Below are 16,112 nucleotides of genomic sequence, written 5' to 3'. Positions count from 1 at the left end.
TTTTGAATTCCCCCGCCCGCATTGCTGAAAATCCATGTTGACAACGGAAGGAAACGTGCTATTATACATTTAGATAAATTTCTAAATGAAAGGAACTGATGTTGTGTCGTTCCCTGAAACGTTTAAGGCTCTCTCCGACCCGACACGCAGGGAAATCCTGAATATTCTGAAGAGCGGGGCGCTGCCCGCCGGGGAAATTTCAGAGCACTTTCCAATGACCGGCGCGACGGTCTCCCATCATCTGTCCATACTGAAGGACGCCGATCTGATTACGGACCGTAAATCCGGCAAATTTATCTACTATGAATTGAATCTGTCCGTCTTTGAAGAGGTCCTGAACTGGTTCCAGGGTTTTTTAGATAAGGAGAATGTATGCGATGAAAAATAAAATCGGTAAATATCTGTATTGGCTGGCCGCGGTGTTTCCCTTCCTTCTTTCGGCAGCCTTCTATTCCCGGCTGCCGGAGACGATGCCCACACACTGGGACATACAGGGAAATCCCAACGGCTATTCCTCCCGCTTTTTTGCCGCGTTCGGGCTACCCGCCATCCTTCTGATTTGCACGGTATTTGTAAATTTCAGCATTTCCGCCGACCCGAAGAAGCAAAATATCGACCGCTCCCCGCAGATGAAGCTGATCTCCAGATGGCTGATCGTCATCGTCGCCAACGTGACGCAGGCTTCCGTCATTGCGAAAGTGCTGTACAAGGACTTCAATATCAGTGTGCTGATCACCGTCCTTGTCGGCATTGTGATTGCCGTCTTAGGCAACTATCTTCCCAAATGCAAACCGAATTATACGGTGGGAATCAAGCTGCCCTGGACGCTGGCCAGCGAGGAAAACTGGAGAAAAACGCACCGGTTCGCCGGTTTTGTCTGGATTTTGGGCGGGATCATGATCGCCGCTTCCGCGTTTACCCCATACAAATGGCTGATGCTTGCGGCTGTTGTTCTGCTGAGCGTTATTCCGGCCATATACTCTTATTACCTCTACCGGAAGGGCAATGTCTGACACCGCCCTTTGAGAATTCCCTTCTGACCGGCGACAATGGCTGGTCTGAAGGGAATTCCTGTTTTATCCGCAAACACGTGTATTACCTTAAAAACGCAGAAAAGACGAAATAAAAGAGAAAGCAGCAGCCGGGTCACATTTTTTATGTTTTGGCTGTGTAATCATGATATTTGGGCTGATTCCCCTAAAATATCTGACGAATTGTCCGATATACAAAATAATGGGAAACTTTAGCTATTAGGGGGTCTTTCAATGAAGAAAACAGCCGTCTCCACAATGATTGGATTTGGGATCGGGATTTTTTGTATTATTTCTTCTATCAAGATGTCGGGAAATTTCAGTTCCTTTTTGAACTGGCCTTCTGTTTTTATTACGGTAGGCGGCACAACAGGTGCTGTTGTCGTTTCGTTCCCGCCAAATAAATTAAAAACGCTCGGGCATGTTATGAGAAAATCTTTCAGAAAAGTGCAGTATGATTTTGTAAAAGACATTCAGACGATCGTGTCACTCAGCGAGATTGCCAGAAGCAAAGGGCTTCTGGCCCTTGAAGATGCTGCCCCCAAGTATGCCGACGACGAATTCCTTCAGAAAGGAATCCTGCTGATTGCCGACGGCGTCGGCGAGGATGTCCTCAAAAAAGCCCTCCGGTCTGAAATATATTTCGCTAAGAAAAGGCATCAGGACGGGCACGCCATGCTGGATATGATTGCAAACACCTCGACCTCCCTGGGCCTGCTCGGAACGTATATCGGCCTGATTCCCATGCTGGAAAACCTGGAGGACCCGACAAAGCTGGGCCCCTTGATGGCCATCGAACTGGTCACTTCCTTTTATGGCGCTTTTATCGCTTATGTTGTTTTTATGCCGATGTCAAAAAGGCTCAAGGTAATGAGCGCGGATGAAGCGCTGAGAAAAGAATTTCTGCTTGAAGGATTGACCTCCATTATGGAAGGAAAAAATCCGAGGACGATTCAGGAAAACATGATTTCCTGCCTGACCAAAAAGGATGTCAAAAAAATGGGCTCGGTCAGTAAGCAGATACGCGAATTGAAGATGAAGGGGGTTGCATAATAACTCATGCCGGAAGATGAAAGATATTTCGATGAGGACGAGCCGGAAGGCGGAGATGATGAAGAAGCTCCCGCATGGCTGACCAGTTACAGCGACATGATGACCGACCTGCTGGCGATCTTTGTAATCCTGTTTTCCTTCGCCATGATGGCCGTATCCCAGCAAAACTACAGCATCAGGACCGAATTGGAAAAAAGCAAACAAGCCGCCGCCGGCAGCGCATCCGTTGCTCAGGAGACGGTAAGCGGAACGGCAGGCCAGGCAGAAAATCAAGCGGCAAGTAATGATTTTGACGAGATTTATGAATCCATTCAGAAAAAAATCAATCAAAGCGGTTATTCCGAATCTATTCTGCTTGAAAAAGGAGAAGGATTCATTAAATTTCGTTTTAAGGACAACGTGCTGTTCTATCCGGACAGCCCCACGATGAGAGAATCCAGCTTCGATATCCTTCAATATATGGGCGGTCTTCTTCTGAGCGTGGACGACCAGATCGGTTCCATAGAAATCAGCGGACATACCGCCATGGCGGGAGATGAGTCCCAGAACAACTACTTTGCGTGGGAGCTTTCGTCCGACCGCGCCATCGCGGTACTGAAATTCTTTTCCAGCAAATGCAATCTTCCTCAATCTAAAATGATTGTTTCGGGGTATTCCTACTACCATCCGGTAGCCGGCAACGAAGCGGAGGAAGGACGGTCACAGAACCGGCGCGTGGAAGTAAAGATCAACCAGACCGGTTCCTCTTCGGATAAAATGGCGGGCTTCGCCGAGGATGAAACCCACTAAGCCCGGAGCGGCAATAAACTTTTTCCCCGCAGAACAGTTCTCCCCTGCTGCAGCGCGTATGACGGCAGGGGAGATTTTTCGTCTTTCCCGTAAAATTTTCTGCACAACAGCATTCGATTTCGCGATATTCATGCTATAATAACCTTACGGCGCAAGCCGAAGCAAAGCTTCGGGCGCCTGAAAGAACATGGAAGCAGGACAGGCGCCGTCCGTACCTTTGCGGCGGTTGTCATGCTATCATAAAAGAGGATTCAAATAGGAAGGTGGATACCGCATTGTTTGATAACTGGGAAGAACTGAAATCCGCTTGTCTGGAATGCCGTAAATGCGATCTTTGCACCGGGCGGACGAATGTTGTGTTCGGTGTCGGAAACGAGAAAGCCGGCGTACTTTTTATTGGAGAGGGCCCCGGCGAAAACGAGGATTTGCAGGGGGAACCGTTCGTAGGCCGGAGCGGGCAGCTGCTTGACAAAATGCTGGACGCCGTCGACCTTGACCGGCACAAAAATATTTACATTGCGAATATCGTCAAATGCAGGCCGCCGCAGAACCGCGACCCGCTTCCGGAAGAGCAGGAGCGGTGCGTCGACTGGCTGCGCAACCAGGTGGCGCTGATCCGCCCGAAAATCATTGTCTGCCTTGGCCGCATCGCCGCTATGAAGATCATCAAGCCGGACATCAAAATCACCAGGGAACACGGTATTTTCTTTGAACACAACGGCGTTCTGATGATGGCCACGCTCCACCCCGCCGCGCTTCTGCGCAACCCAAGCAGCAAACCCGACGCGTTTGACGATTTCATCAAGCTGCGCGATAAAATCAAAGAGCTCGGACTATAAAAGAGGGCAGCCGGATCGGCTGCCCTCTTTGTCATTGCTGAAAAGCAATCAGCTATTTTGTTTTGGGTTCATAGGGCATGGAAAATACGTCGAGAAATTTCTGCGACAGCACGTCATACTCATTGTTCTGCAGGATGTATTCCCTGCCGCGGCGGCCCATGGCGCTAAGCTCTTCTTTGGAAAGGCCGGCAAGCTTCTTCGCCGCCTTCGCAATGGCCGAGCTGTCCTCCGGCGGAATGGAGATTCCGCATTTGGCGTCCTTCACCATGTCGTTTCCGGCCTCAATCGCAAAAATGACCGGCTTTGCAGCCATCATATAGTCCATCAGCTTGTTCGGGCTGACCCCAAAGCGGAACAGCGGCTGCCGCTGCAAGCCGACGTAAAGGGCGTCCATCTGACCCAGCAGCTCCGGAATCTGGTCGCGCTTGACCGGCTGCAGCATCTCCACGACATCGCGCAGGTTGCTGTCGACCACCTCCTGCGCGAGACGCTCGCGCTCGGGGCCGGGGCCGACCATAATCAGCTTGATTTTTTTGCCGCGGAGCTTCTCCCCCGCCTGGACAAGGCTGTCCAGCGCGTTGGCGATTCCGTGCGCGCCGGTGTAGCCGATCAGGAAATATCCCTCGTCATGGAACTGCTTCAAAAGCTCATAGTAAACCGGAGGGTCCGCCATCGGCTTTTCCCAGTCGGCTTTGACGATCCCGTTGGGGATGCAGATGTATTTTTCAGGCTTCAAGCCGTGCTCCACCATATGTTCCTTCGCGTTCGGCAGAAGCGAAACGACATAGTCGCTGTGTTTATAGCAGTAATTCTCCGCCGCCTGCATCAGCATGATGTAGGGGTGGCGCGGGCTCATGCCGCCGAGCTCGATCGGGCTGAGCGGCCAGAGGTCGTGCACCTCGTAAATCAGCATCGCCCCGTATTTTTTCGAGAGCCGGTGCGTGGGATAAATGTCCAGCGGATACGTGGAGGACGCGATGACCGCGTCGGGCTTTCCCTGCGCGGCAATCTGATCGGCGTATTGATAAAGGCCGTGCAGAAAAGACAGCATATTTCTGATTCGTCCCACGCCGTTGCCGTGGTACTCGGGGCCCTCAATCCAGAAATAGCGGACGCCGTCCAGCGTCTCCTCCATCGTCTTTTTCCCCTGCAGATCCGGATTCACGGTGCGCAGATGGGAATAGGAGCTGGCGACAACCGTCACATTGTGACCGGCGGCGGCCCAGCGCTTCGCCATAAAATACGGACGGAACTCCATTCCGTGCCGGTCGGAACCGGCGTAATGATTGATATAAATGATATTCATAAATTACCTTTTCCCCTTTTACAGGAATTGCCTTGGTTTACGGACGCGCGGCGCCTGTTTCCCGTGACAGAGCATCCGCGATCTTCTGCGACGCGTGACCGTCGCCGAACGGCATCTGTTCGTGCGCGGCCTCGTCCACGACGGTGTGCATCGCTTTCCGGTAAATGTCCTCCGTGGTGAGCGCGGAAAGCACGTTCCAGTTTCCTCTGAGCGTCTCCACCCATTCGGTTTCCCCGCGCAGCGTAATGCACGGCACCTTCATAAACCACGCTTCTTTCTGCAGGCCGCCCGAATCGGTCATGACCTGGCAGGCGTTGGAGGTCAGCAGCAGCATTTCCAGATAGCCGACCGGATCGATCAGTTTGATATTCCGGAAGCCGCATTTTTCAATCGCTTCCTGCGCGAGCGGCCTTGTCCTTGGGTGAATCGGCAGCACGACCAGCTGCGGAAGCCGCTCGAAGGCTTTGAAGATCGCAATGATCGCGTCAAGCCCGCCATCGGTCGTTTCCGCGCGGTGCAGGGTGGCAAGGCGGTAGTTTTTCGGCTCGATGCCGAGCTGAGCGAAAACGGCGGCTTTGGACGGATTGTTTTTCGCGACCTGCAGAAAATGCAGCACGGAATCCAGCATCACGTCCCCGCAGACGGAAACGCCCGCGGTAACGCCCTCTTTTTTCAGGTTGTCCGCCGCAGTCTGCGTCGGGCAGAAAAGCCATCTGGAAATATGGTCGGTCAGAACGCGGTTCTGCTCCTCCGGCATGCGCATGTTGTAGGAGCGCAGCCCGGCTTCCACATGGGCGACCGGAATGTGCAGCTTGGACGCGGCCAGAGCGCCTGCCAGCGTGGAGTTGGTGTCGCCGTAAACAAGCAGGATATCCGGCTTTTCCTCCAGAAGGACGTCTTCGATTTTCATCAGCATTTCGCCGGTCTGGTGTCCGTGGGAACCGGAACCGACCCCCAGATTGTAAGCCGGTCTGGGAATGGAAAGCTCCTCAAAAAACACGTCCGACATATTGCGGTCATAGTGCTGGCCGGTATGGACCAGCACCTCGGTGCAGACCGGCTTTAAGGCCGCCGATACCACCGACGCCTTGACAAACTGCGGCCTCGCGCCAACTACGGTTACAATCTTCATCTTCCGTTCCCCCGGCTCAGCGGCAGCGGACGTCGGAATCGTCCATGTCGAGCGTGGAGAAGCTCAGGCCCTCAAACGGGACCGCCTGGCCTGTTTTCTGGGACTTGTAGGCGGCCAGAATAATCTTCATGGCCTTGATTCCCTCTTCGCCGCTCACAAGCGGGTCGGTGTGCGTATTGACCGCACGGATATAATCGGCGTAAAGCAGGTTGTGGCCGCTTCCGTAAACATCCTTCGGGTCCGTGCCGGCCAGCGCGGCAATGCGGGAATCCTGTTCCGCCGGAGTCTCAAAGTTCCAGGTTTCCACACGGTTGACGGCAATCCCGCCGATGACCGCGGTACCGGTGCCGCCCAGAATCGTCAGCGTTTCCTCCAGGTTCTTGGGGTATACGCAGGTGGTGCCTTCCACAAGGCCGATCGCACCGTTTTTGAAGCGGATCAGGATGGCGCCGAAATCCTCGGCGTGAATATCGCGCAGATAATTTCCGGTCATAGCCATGACGGTCTCGGGTTCGCCGCCGAGGTTCCACTGGAGAAGGTCGATATCATGGATGCACTGGTTCATCAGCGTGCCGCCGTCCTGTTCCCAGGTGCCGCGCCACGGGGCCTGCTCGTAATACGGCATCCCGCGGTTCCAGAAGACGCAGGCCGTGCCGCTGACCAGCTTGCCGAAACGCCCGTCCCCGATCGCCTTGTGAAGCTCCTGAATCGGCGCGTTGAATCGGTTCTGGTGGCAGACGCCGAGGGCAACGCCTTTTTCCTTCGCCTCGCGGATCATCTGCTCCGCGTCGGCGGTGCTCAGCGCCATCGGCTTTTCAATCAGGACATGCTTGCCCAGACGGATGCAGTACAGCGCGATTTCCGCGTGATAGCCGCTCTCCGTGGCAATGGCGCAGCAGTCGATTTCCTGCTCGTCCAGCGCCTTTTTATAATCCTCGTAAACAGCCGGTTTGACGCCGGTCGCTTCCAGATAATCCCCGGCTTTTTTCTCGGCGTTTTCCAGCACCGGGTCACAAACCACGGCCAAATCCATGGTTTCGGCGTTTGCAATCGCCGCGGCGATATGATTTTTTGAAATGCGGCCGCAGCCGATCAAAGCAAAACGAAGTTTCTTCATCATCATTCTCCTTTATTACATTATTTTCCAAAACGTCCCTGTTTATTCCACACAAAATTCCCCCGTCACTTTTCGGAAACGGGGGAGAATATTTTATAAAAGCTCAATGTTGGAACGGTCTTTTACATCCTTCATGGCGTTTCTGGTATCAAAAACCTCTTTGGAGAGCTTTTGAATCCGGTCATAATCAAAGCAGGCGTGCGCCGTGCAGATGATGGCGATATCCGCGCTCTTCAGCAGGTCGTCCGTCAGCTCCTTCGCGCCGGTGTACGTAACGCCCTTATGCCTGTATTCCGGAATATACGGGTCGTAGTAAGTGGTATCCGCGCCCTCGCCGATTAAATGCTCGATGACGTTCAGAGCCGGGCTTTCGCGGTAATCGTCGATATCCGATTTATAGGCGACGCCGAGAACGAGCACCTTGGCGCCGTTCATCGCGGTCTTGTTGCGGTTGAGGACCTTCATGGCGCGGTCGACGACATACTCCGGCATGCCGGTGTTGATTTCGCCGGAGGTCTCGATCAGACGGGTGTGATAGTCGAACTCGCGGGCCTTCCAGGCAAGGTAAAACGGGTCGAGCGGAATGCAGTGGCCGCCGAGTCCCGGTCCCGGATAAAACGCCTGAAAGCCGTACGGCTTTGTTTTGGCCGCGTCAATCACGTCCCACACATTGATGCCCATACGGTTGCAGATGATCGCCATTTCGTTTGCGAGACCGATATTGATATTGCGGTAGGTGTTTTCAAGGAGCTTTTCCATTTCGGCAACGGCCGGGGAGGAAACCTCGTATACGCCGCCCTCCAGCACATTGCGGTACAGCGCGGCGGCAACCTCTGTGCCGTCTTTTCCGACGCCGCCGACGACCTTCGGGGTATTTTTCGTCTTATACTGCTTGTTGCCCGGGTCCACGCGCTCCGGTGAGAAGGCAAGGTAAAAATCCTCGCCGCATTTGAGGCCGCTTGCCTCAAGGATCGGCTTTAAAAGCTCCTCCGTAGTCCCCGGATAGGTGGTGGATTCCAGAATGATTACCATGCCCCTGTGCAGGTATTTGGCGACGGATTCCGTGGAACCCTTCACATAGCTGATATCCGGCTGCTGGTACTTGTCCAGCGGAGTGGGAACGGCGATCGCCACCGCGTCCACGCCCTTGATGAAGGAAAAATCGCTGGTCGCGGAAAGGGTCCCGCTTTCCACCACATGTTTCAGCGTATCGCCCACAATGTCGCCGATATAATTTTTGCCCGCGTTGACGGAATCGACCTTTTGGGACTGAACGTCAAAGCCGATGGTCCGGTAGCCGGCCTTTGCAAATTCCACGGCGAGGGGAAGCCCGACATACCCCAGACCGACAATGCCGACGACGGCGGACTTGTCCTGAATTTTATTCAACAACTCAGTTTTCACGTTTGACATTTAAATTCTCCTCATAAATCAGATATTTTGCAGCGTCGTGCAAATATAATCGATAACTTCTTCTGTGATATAACCATGCATCGGAAGGCTGAAAACCGTTTTGCTGAGCTTTTCGCTCACGGGCAGATCGCCCTCCCGGTAGCCGAGCGGCGCGTAAACCTTCTGCAGATGCAAAGGCAGGGGATAATAAACCATGGTGGGAACCCCCGCCGCCTTCAGCCCGTCTGTCAGCTTTGAACGCTGCTCATCGCTTTCCGCTTTCAGCGTATAATATCCATAACTGGAGAAAAATCCGTCCTTTAAGACCGGAACCCGGAATTTGCCCTTCAGAAGCTCGGCGTAACGGGAAGCGGCACAGTTGCGGTGCTGTGTCTCTTTGTCAAACTCGTGAAGCTTCGGCAGCAGAATGGCCGCCTGCAGGGTGTCCAGCCTTGCGTTCAAACCGATACGCACGTTTTCATATTTAAAAGAGCCCTTGCCGTGTACGCGGATGGAGACAAGCAGCCGATACATTTCTTCGTCGTCCGTAAAGACCGCGCCGCCGTCGCCGTAGCAGCCGAGTGCCTTGGCCGGAAAAAAGCTCGTCGCGGAAACATCGCCGAAGCTGCAGGCCTTTCTGGAGCCGATCGCGCCGCCGAAACCCTGCGCCGCATCCTCTATCAGGAAAAGGCCGTACTTTTTACAGAGCGGTTCCATTTCCGTAAAATCGGCGGGCTGGCCGAACAGGTCGACCGCGATCACGGCCTTTGGCTTTAGTTTGCCCTCTTCGAGCACTCTTTTAATCTGTTTTTCAAGGGATTTGGGGTCCATGTTGAAGGTGTCTTCGTCCACATCGCAGAAAACAGGGGTCGCTCCTACAAAGCTGGCTACCTCCGCCGTAGCGAAAAAGGTGAACGCGGGAACGAATACCGCGTCACCCTCGCCGATCCCCTTCGCCATCAGCGGCATCAGAAGCGCGTCGGTGCCGTTGCTGGTGCTGACGCAATATTTGCGCCCCGTATAGCGGCAAAGCTCTTTTTCCAGTTCCTCCGTCTGGGGGCCGGAAATAAAATGGCAGCCGTCGATCACATCGGCAATGCCTTTATCAATTTCATCCTTTAAATGGCGGTATTGCGCGCCAAGATCGTTAAAAGCAATCTTTTCCATTTATTTTGTTTCCTCCTGAAGGCCGTTTTCGGCCTGCACATATGTTTTCCCGCATTTTGGGCATGCCAAATCCTCACCCAGCTTCTCCCCGCATTCACAGGCCCACCCGTGCTGACGGGCGGGATTGCCCATCATGATCGCATAGTCGGGAACGTCCTTTGTCACGACGCTGCCGGCCGCGATAAACGCGTTTTTGCCGATTCTGTGGCCGCAGACGATGGTGGCGTTCGCGCCGATGCTGGCACCCTCCCCAATGGGGGTATGGGCGTAAAAGGCCGCGCCGCGCTGGGGATATTTGCAGCGCGGGCGCTGAACATTGGTAAACACCATGGAAGGCCCGCAGAACACATAGTCGCTCAGCTCCACGCCCTCATAAATGGATACGTTGTTCTGGATTTTGCAGAAGCTGCCGATCTTTACCCCGGGAGCCACAAATACATTCTGCCCGATGGAGCAGTTTTCGCCGATTTGGGAACCGCCGCCGATGTGGCAGAAATGCCATACTTTTGTACCGTTTCCAATTTTCGCGCCGTCATCCACACACGCGCTGGGATGTACAAAAAAATTTTCCTTGCCGTTCACTTTAACACCATTCTTTACAAACTGCGGCAAAATTTTTTCATGCTTTCGCCCGGCCCGACAGGCCGCCGCAGTTAAAAATTATTCTGCTATAACTTGTACATTATATAACCAACGGGGCTTTTAGTCAATATTTCAGGGGGCAATATAGTTGACATTAACCATCAATCGTATTATCATTTACTTTGATTTATTGGTAAAACTGATACTGCAACATTTCCAGTTAAGTTGTAGAATTGATATCCGTTTCTCCCCGTTTTTGGGGCCGGAAGCGTATCCCGTCTTACAGCCGCAAACGGATTTGCTGTGAAAAGGGAAAATCAACTGAAAAAAGAGGATGACAAGTATGAGTCAGTTCGTGAAACGAGAAAAATTCATTCCATACAATCTGCCCAACATCACCGATCTGGAAATCAACGAGGTCGTCGACACGCTGAAATCCGGCTGGGTGGCCAAAGGTCCCCGGACCAACGAATTCGAGAACGAATTCGCCGCATATCTGGGCGCGAAGCATGCAATCGCCATGAATTCCTGTACGGCGGCGCTGCACGTGGCGCTGCTCACAAAGGACATCGGCCCGGGCGACGAGGTCATTACCACGCCGATGACGTTCGCCTCCACCGCGAACACGATTCTCCACACGGGCGCGACCCCCGTCTTTGCGGACGTGGATTTTAAAACCGCCTGCATCGACCCGGACGAAATCGAAAAGAAAATCACGCCGAAAACCAAAGCGATCGTTCCGGTGCATTACAGCGGACAGGTCTGCGACCTTGACCGGATTTATGAGATTGCCGACAGGCACGGCCTGTTTGTTTCGGAGGACGCCGCTCACGCCCTTTGGAGCCGCTACAAGGGCAGGCTGATCGGCAGCAGGCTTCCGGGCGCCGCTTCCTACAGCTTTTACGCCACGAAGAACCTGTGCACGGGCGACGGCGGGATGCTGGTCACCGACGACGACGAGATCGACCGCAGAGCACGCATCTTCGCCGGACAGGGCATGAGCAAAAACGCATGGAACCGCTACGCCAAGGGCGGCACCTGGAAATACGATATCTGCGAGCCCGGCTTCAAGTACAACATGTTTGACATTCAGGCGGCGCTCGGCTTAAAGCAGCTGTCCCGTCTGGAGGAAATGCAGGCGGCGCGCCTGAAGATCGCCGCGAAATATCAGGAGGCGTTCGGCAAAATCGACGCGATGGACCCGCCGTACGTTCCCGACTACACGACGCACTGCTGGCATCTGTACGTCGTGCGCATCGTCCCCGAGCTGCTGACCATTGACCGCGACCGGTTCATCACCGAGCTGAACGAGCGCAACGTCGGAACCAGCGTGCATTTCATCCCGGTAACGTATATGAGCGCCTACACGGACCGTTACGGCTACAAAGAGGGCGATTTCCCGAATGCCGAAAAGCATTTCGACCGCCTGATTTCCCTGCCGCTCTACCCCACCATGACGGACGAGGAAGTCCAGTATGTCATCGACGCCGTGAAAGATATTGTGGAAACCTATCACAAATAACCGCCGATAGTCCCGACGGGACCGATCAAGCATATCCGAATAGAAGAAGGCGCTGTACCGGGACGGTCAGCACTTCGTTTGATTAAAAAAGATAACCGCGGCTTTGGACGAGCGGTTATCTTTTTTCTGCATACAAAAAACGGAGCCGTGTAACGCCGCACGGCTCCGTTTTCCCTACGGGTCTTTATTTGTTATCCTCGTAAATGATCCTGAGGCCTTCGAGCAGAAGCGTGTCGCAGAAATGGATGCTACGTTTACATAGCGGAACGATTTCACGCGAAAGGCCGCCGGTGGCAACGACCTCGCATTTCTCCCCAAGCTCCGCTTCCATACGCTCGATCATGCCGTCGATCATACAGGCGGTTCCCAGCAGAATACCCGAACGCATACTCTCAATCGTATTGTTCCCGATGACGCTCCTAGGCGGCTCCAGGCTGATGCGCGGAAGCTGCGAGGTACGGCGGGTCAGCGCGTCCAGAGAGATCGCGACACCCGGAATAATGGCGCCGCCCAGCATATTTTTATCCCTGTCCATCACCTCAAAGGTCGTCGCCGTCCCCATGTCCAGAACAATACACGGACCGTCGAACATTTTGCCGGCGGCGACACAGCCGACAACGAGATCCGCACCGGTCAGTTCGGGGTGTTCGATTTTGTTTTGAATGCCGGTTTTTGTCTTCGGCCCGACACAGATCGGTTCCACCCCGGTCAGGTAGCGGATGGCGCGTACGATATACGTGGTGAGCGGCGGAACCACCGAGCTGATCGCCGCGCCCGTAATATCGCACAGCGAAACGCCGTGGATGTCCAGAATATCCCGCAGTTCTATAGCATACTGGTCCTCCATACGGGAGCAGTCGGTCGCCATACGGGAGACAAAAAGCAGCTTTTTATCGTCGTAAACACCGATCGTTATATTGGTATTGCCCATATCCAATGTCAGAATCATCCTCTTAACTCCCCATCTTTTTCAGATTCTCAAATTATACCAACTATTTTTTTAATATGCAATGCTAAATTGATAATAATTTAACGATTATTGCAAAAGAAATTCTTTCCCTGTATAATTTAATTTGCGCGATTTTTGTCTTACCATGTTTTTCCAGGGAAAAAAAGGGGAAAACCGACCTAACTGCATAAAAATGCCTCGGCAGAGATTGCCGGGGCTTATTTACGGAATAAATTCTGAATCAGAACAGCGCACTGATAGAACATTGCGGACCAGTACCAGGCCGTAACCAGCTGGTAAATTGCCGTAACGGCCGTCCATTTCAGGCTGCCCATCTCACGGCGTACGGCGGACAGCGCCGCGACGCAAGGGGTGTAAAGCAGCACGAAAATCAAATAGGAGCACGCGCTCAGCGTGGTGAAGTTTGCGCGCAGGGCGTCTGTCAAGCTGCCCGGATACAGCACACTCATGGTGCTGATGACGGACTCCTTCGCGACAAGCCCCGTCAGAAGCGCGACCACCGGTTTCCAGGTGCCGAAGCCGCAGAGCGTAAAAACGGGGGCAATCGCCCTGCCTACCACGGCGATGATGCTGTTTGAGCTGTCGCCGGTCATCCGCAGCCCGACGGTAAAGGACTGGAGAAGCCATACCGCCACCGTCGCAATAAACACGGTGGTTCCGGCTCTCTGCAGAAAATCGCCCACCCGGCGCCGGACGTGAAGCCAGACCGTCCGCACCGTGGGCAGCCGGTAATCCGGCAGCTCCATGACGAACGGCGCGGGGGGCCCCTTCAGGATACTGTTTTTGAACAGCAGCGCGGACAGAAGGCCGATGAGAATGCCGAAGGAGTAAATCAGGAACATGGCAAGCGGTTTGTTACCAACAAAAAACGCCGCGATAAACAGGGAATAAATCGGAGTTTTCGCGCTGCAGGACATGAACGGCGTAATCAGGATGGTCAGCCGCTTATCCTTTTCGCTCTCCAGAATCCGGGTTCCCATGACCGCCGGAACGGTACAGCCGAAACCCATCAAAAGCGGGACGAACGCGCGCCCGGACAGCCCGATTCGGCGCATCGGCGCGTCCATGATAAAGGCGGCGCGCGCCATGTAGCCGCTGTCCTCCAGCAACGAAAGCAGCAGGAAGAGCAGCAGGATCTGCGGCAGAAATTCCAGCACCGCCCCCACCCCCGCTATGATCCCGTCCACAATCAGGCTGCGCAGCCAGGACGAAGCACCGGCGGACACGAGCGCTGTGTCCGCGTTCGGAGAAAGGCAGGCTGAGATAAAATAGTCAACGCCGTGGACCAGATAAGAGCCCACCGAACCAAAGGTAATGTAAAAGACGAAAAAGATCAGCAGAAAGAACACGGGAATTGCCAGAAAGCGGTTGGTCGCAATCCAGTCGATTTTTTCCGAGACGCTCCTGACCGACGCGCTGTGCTTTTTTACTGCTTTTCGCGTTATGGCCTCTATGTAACGGTACCGCGCGTCGGCCAGCGCCGTATCCGGGTCTTTGCTGTCCTTCCCCGGTTTGGGAATATGATGGTAGGCGGCCGGCCTTCCTGCCGCGCTGTCCGCGGCTTTCAGAAGCCCGGACAGCCCCTCCCCCTTTGACGCCGAAATCGGTACAACCGCAATGCCGGTCAGCCGGGACAGCAGCGCACAGTCCACCGAATCCCCGCGCTTTTCCACCACATCCATCATATTCATCGCGATGACGAGCGGGACGTTCAGCTCCATGAGCTGCGTAGTGAGATACAGATTCCGCTCGATATTGGACGCGTCGACAATATCGATAATCAAATCCGGCCTTTCCCGTTCAAGGAACCTTCCGGCGATCGCTTCCTCCGGCGAGTACGGCACGAGCGAATAAATACCCGGCAGATCAACGATTTCCAGCGTATCGTTCCCATACCGGGCGCTGCCGCTTTTCTTTTCCACGGTTACGCCGGGCCAGTTTCCCACATAGGCGGTGGAGCCGGTCAGGGCGTTGAACAGAGTCGTTTTTCCGCAGTTGGGATTTCCCGCAAGCGCAACGACATAATGATTTGTTGTTTTACGATCATTCATAGGCAGTCCTTAATGAAAAAACAGTCTGACGGTCAGCGCCGAAACCACAAAAGCGGTCAGGTCGGCGGTCATCGCCGCGGGAATCGTATGACGCGTTTTTTTGACGCCGACCGAACCGAAATACACGGCGATAGCGTAAAAGGTCGTCTCGGTGGAGCCGGACATCACCGACGCCACGCGGCCCGCAAAGCTCTCCGTGCCGTTGTTCTGAAAAATCTGTGCCAGAACCGCCGTCGCGCCGCTGCCGGAAACCGGCTTGATGAGCGCAAGCGGCATCACCTCCGGCGGCAAACCCAATAAACGGGCGGCGGGGGCCAGAAGCGAGGAAAGGATATCCAGAGCGCCGGAGGCGTTCAGCATGGATACCGCCATCATCAGCCCCACAAGGGAGGGAAGGATGGAGATGGAGGAAGAAAAGCCCTCCTTTGCCCCGGCGACGAAGGTGTCGAACAGGGGCACGCCGCGCATCAGCCCGAAAATCACGATCAGGAAAACGACCACGGGGATGGCGTACACGCCCAGTTTATCCACTTTTTCTTCCCTCCAGCAGCTTGGCGGCCGTAACCCCCACGGCAAGCGCACAGACGGAAGTCAGCCACACCGCCGGCAGAATGTCAAACGGGGCGGGGGAACCGTACTGAGCCCGCAGGGTCCCCATAAAGGTGGGGATCAGCTGAATGGACGCTGAATTGATCACAACGAACATGACCATGGAATTGTCCGCGGTCTGTGTCGGGTTCAGCTTCGCCATTTCCTTCATGGCGGCAATTCCCAGGGGCGTGGCGGCATTGCCGAGACCCAGCAGGTTTGCGGTAACGTTCATGCAGATCGCTTTTTCGGCGGGGCTCCCTTTTTTCAGATTCGGGAAAATCCGCCGCATCAGCGGGTCAAACAGCTTGGACAGCATCAGTGTAATCCCGCCCGCGTCCGCGATTTTCATCAGACCGGTCCAGGCGCACATCATGCCCATCATGGTAATGACCAGTTCCACCGCGCCGGCCGTCCCGCTCATAATTCCGGCGGACAGCTGCGGCATCCGCCCCGTAACGGCGGCGCAGATAACGCTCAGCACAATCAGCCCCGCCCAAATATAATTCAGCAGTGCGCTCACCCCTTTCCGGATTGTTCCGTATTATATGTATTCATAAAATTTTCCGCTTA

The 16,112-nt window shown here is 54.4% G+C and carries 16 protein-coding genes; 6 read left to right on the top strand and 10 right to left on the bottom strand.

What is annotated here, in order from left to right; translation table 11 throughout:
• Positions 1 to 103: 103 nt before the first annotated feature.
• From LY85_RS18215 to LY85_RS18195, 5 genes are all read left to right on the top strand, one after another.
• Entirely contained in the window at positions 104 to 388 is a 285-nt protein-coding gene (locus tag LY85_RS18215; RefSeq protein WP_038323758.1) for an autorepressor SdpR family transcription factor, read from the top strand.
• On the top strand, positions 378 to 1,013 hold the full coding sequence (locus LY85_RS18210) for an SdpI family protein (protein ID WP_185741276.1): 636 nt from the start codon (positions 378 to 380) through the stop codon (positions 1,011 to 1,013). Before LY85_RS18215 ends, LY85_RS18210 begins: the two co-directional genes overlap by 11 nt.
• A 252-nt stretch (positions 1,014 to 1,265) precedes the next feature.
• Positions 1,266 to 2,084, top strand: a complete 819-nt coding sequence (locus tag LY85_RS18205; protein ID WP_141827781.1) for a MotA/TolQ/ExbB proton channel family protein — start codon at positions 1,266 to 1,268, stop codon at positions 2,082 to 2,084.
• Positions 2,085 to 2,090: 6 nt separating this feature from the next.
• A complete protein-coding gene (locus LY85_RS18200; RefSeq protein ID WP_141827780.1) occupies positions 2,091 to 2,873 on the top strand; it encodes a flagellar motor protein MotB in 783 nt (260 codons plus the stop codon).
• A 275-nt stretch (positions 2,874 to 3,148) separates the two neighbouring features.
• Positions 3,149 to 3,712, top strand: coding sequence for a uracil-DNA glycosylase (locus tag LY85_RS18195; protein ID WP_141827779.1), 564 nt, complete (start codon positions 3,149 to 3,151; stop codon positions 3,710 to 3,712).
• 52 nt (positions 3,713 to 3,764) lie between these two features.
• On the opposite strand, the gene LY85_RS18190 is transcribed toward LY85_RS18195, so the two are convergent.
• From LY85_RS18190 to LY85_RS18165, 6 genes are all read right to left on the bottom strand, one after another.
• Positions 3,765 to 5,018 (bottom strand): glycosyltransferase family 4 protein, encoded by a 1,254-nt coding sequence (locus LY85_RS18190; RefSeq protein ID WP_141827778.1) that lies wholly within the window; start codon positions 5,016 to 5,018, stop codon positions 3,765 to 3,767.
• A gap of 37 nt (positions 5,019 to 5,055) precedes the next feature.
• Positions 5,056 to 6,150 carry a UDP-N-acetylglucosamine 2-epimerase (non-hydrolyzing) gene (wecB, locus tag LY85_RS18185; protein WP_141827777.1) on the bottom strand — a complete coding sequence of 365 codons (1,095 nt, stop codon included), beginning with the start codon at positions 6,148 to 6,150 and terminating at the stop codon, positions 5,056 to 5,058.
• Positions 6,151 to 6,166: 16 nt separating this feature from the next.
• On the bottom strand, positions 6,167 to 7,267 hold the full coding sequence (locus tag LY85_RS18180; protein ID WP_141828201.1) for a Gfo/Idh/MocA family oxidoreductase: 1,101 nt from the start codon (positions 7,265 to 7,267) through the stop codon (positions 6,167 to 6,169).
• 93 nt (positions 7,268 to 7,360) lie between these two features.
• The gene (locus LY85_RS18175) at positions 7,361 to 8,680 is read right to left on the bottom strand and encodes a nucleotide sugar dehydrogenase (RefSeq protein ID WP_141827776.1); all 1,320 of its coding nucleotides are present in this window, start codon (positions 8,678 to 8,680) and stop codon (positions 7,361 to 7,363) included.
• Positions 8,681 to 8,698: 18 nt separating this feature from the next.
• A complete protein-coding gene (locus tag LY85_RS18170) occupies positions 8,699 to 9,826 on the bottom strand; it encodes a DegT/DnrJ/EryC1/StrS family aminotransferase (protein ID WP_141827775.1) in 1,128 nt (375 codons plus the stop codon).
• A complete protein-coding gene (locus LY85_RS18165) occupies positions 9,827 to 10,438 on the bottom strand; it encodes an acyltransferase (protein ID WP_243122613.1) in 612 nt (203 codons plus the stop codon).
• Between the two features lie 313 nt (positions 10,439 to 10,751).
• Between LY85_RS18165 and LY85_RS18160 the strand changes: the two genes are divergently transcribed.
• A complete protein-coding gene (locus LY85_RS18160; protein WP_141827774.1) occupies positions 10,752 to 11,930 on the top strand; it encodes a DegT/DnrJ/EryC1/StrS family aminotransferase in 1,179 nt (392 codons plus the stop codon).
• 184 nt (positions 11,931 to 12,114) lie between these two features.
• On the opposite strand, the gene LY85_RS18155 is transcribed toward LY85_RS18160, so the two are convergent.
• The 4 genes from LY85_RS18155 to LY85_RS18140 form a co-directional block, all read right to left on the bottom strand.
• Entirely contained in the window at positions 12,115 to 12,879 is a 765-nt protein-coding gene (locus LY85_RS18155) for a type III pantothenate kinase (RefSeq protein WP_141827773.1), read from the bottom strand.
• Positions 12,880 to 13,097: 218 nt separating this feature from the next.
• A complete protein-coding gene (feoB, locus tag LY85_RS18150; protein WP_141827772.1) occupies positions 13,098 to 14,951 on the bottom strand; it encodes a ferrous iron transport protein B in 1,854 nt (617 codons plus the stop codon).
• 9 nt (positions 14,952 to 14,960) lie between these two features.
• Positions 14,961 to 15,482 (bottom strand): nucleoside recognition domain-containing protein, encoded by a 522-nt coding sequence (locus LY85_RS18145; protein WP_185741275.1) that lies wholly within the window; start codon positions 15,480 to 15,482, stop codon positions 14,961 to 14,963.
• Positions 15,475 to 16,023 carry a nucleoside recognition domain-containing protein gene (locus tag LY85_RS18140; protein WP_243122612.1) on the bottom strand — a complete coding sequence of 183 codons (549 nt, stop codon included), beginning with the start codon at positions 16,021 to 16,023 and terminating at the stop codon, positions 15,475 to 15,477. The genes LY85_RS18145 and LY85_RS18140 overlap by 8 nt, the downstream gene beginning before the upstream one ends.
• Between the last annotated feature and the right edge of the window lie 89 nt (positions 16,024 to 16,112).

It is taken from the genome of Clostridium sp. KNHs216 (assembly GCF_006714885.1).
Lineage (GTDB): Bacteria > Bacillota > Clostridia > Oscillospirales > Acutalibacteraceae > Caproiciproducens.
Note: the sequence above shows the minus strand (reverse complement) of the source record. Positions and strands in the feature narration are given on the sequence as shown.

Coding starts and splice junctions, on each gene's coding strand:
- LY85_RS18200 (WP_141827780.1), top strand. CDS start 2,091: ATGCCGGAAGATGAAAGATATTTCGATGAGGACGAGCCGGAAGGCGGA.
- feoB (WP_141827772.1), bottom strand. CDS start 14,951: ATGAATGATCGTAAAACAACAAATCATTATGTCGTTGCGCTTGCGGGA.
- LY85_RS18205 (WP_141827781.1), top strand. CDS start 1,266: ATGAAGAAAACAGCCGTCTCCACAATGATTGGATTTGGGATCGGGATT.
- LY85_RS18155 (WP_141827773.1), bottom strand. CDS start 12,879: ATGATTCTGACATTGGATATGGGCAATACCAATATAACGATCGGTGTT.
- LY85_RS18170 (WP_141827775.1), bottom strand. CDS start 9,826: ATGGAAAAGATTGCTTTTAACGATCTTGGCGCGCAATACCGCCATTTA.
- wecB (WP_141827777.1), bottom strand. CDS start 6,150: ATGAAGATTGTAACCGTAGTTGGCGCGAGGCCGCAGTTTGTCAAGGCG.
- LY85_RS18190 (WP_141827778.1), bottom strand. CDS start 5,018: ATGAATATCATTTATATCAATCATTACGCCGGTTCCGACCGGCACGGA.
- LY85_RS18175 (WP_141827776.1), bottom strand. CDS start 8,680: ATGTCAAACGTGAAAACTGAGTTGTTGAATAAAATTCAGGACAAGTCC.
- LY85_RS18180 (WP_141828201.1), bottom strand. CDS start 7,267: ATGAAGAAACTTCGTTTTGCTTTGATCGGCTGCGGCCGCATTTCAAAA.
- LY85_RS18210 (WP_185741276.1), top strand. CDS start 378: ATGAAAAATAAAATCGGTAAATATCTGTATTGGCTGGCCGCGGTGTTT.
- LY85_RS18160 (WP_141827774.1), top strand. CDS start 10,752: ATGAGTCAGTTCGTGAAACGAGAAAAATTCATTCCATACAATCTGCCC.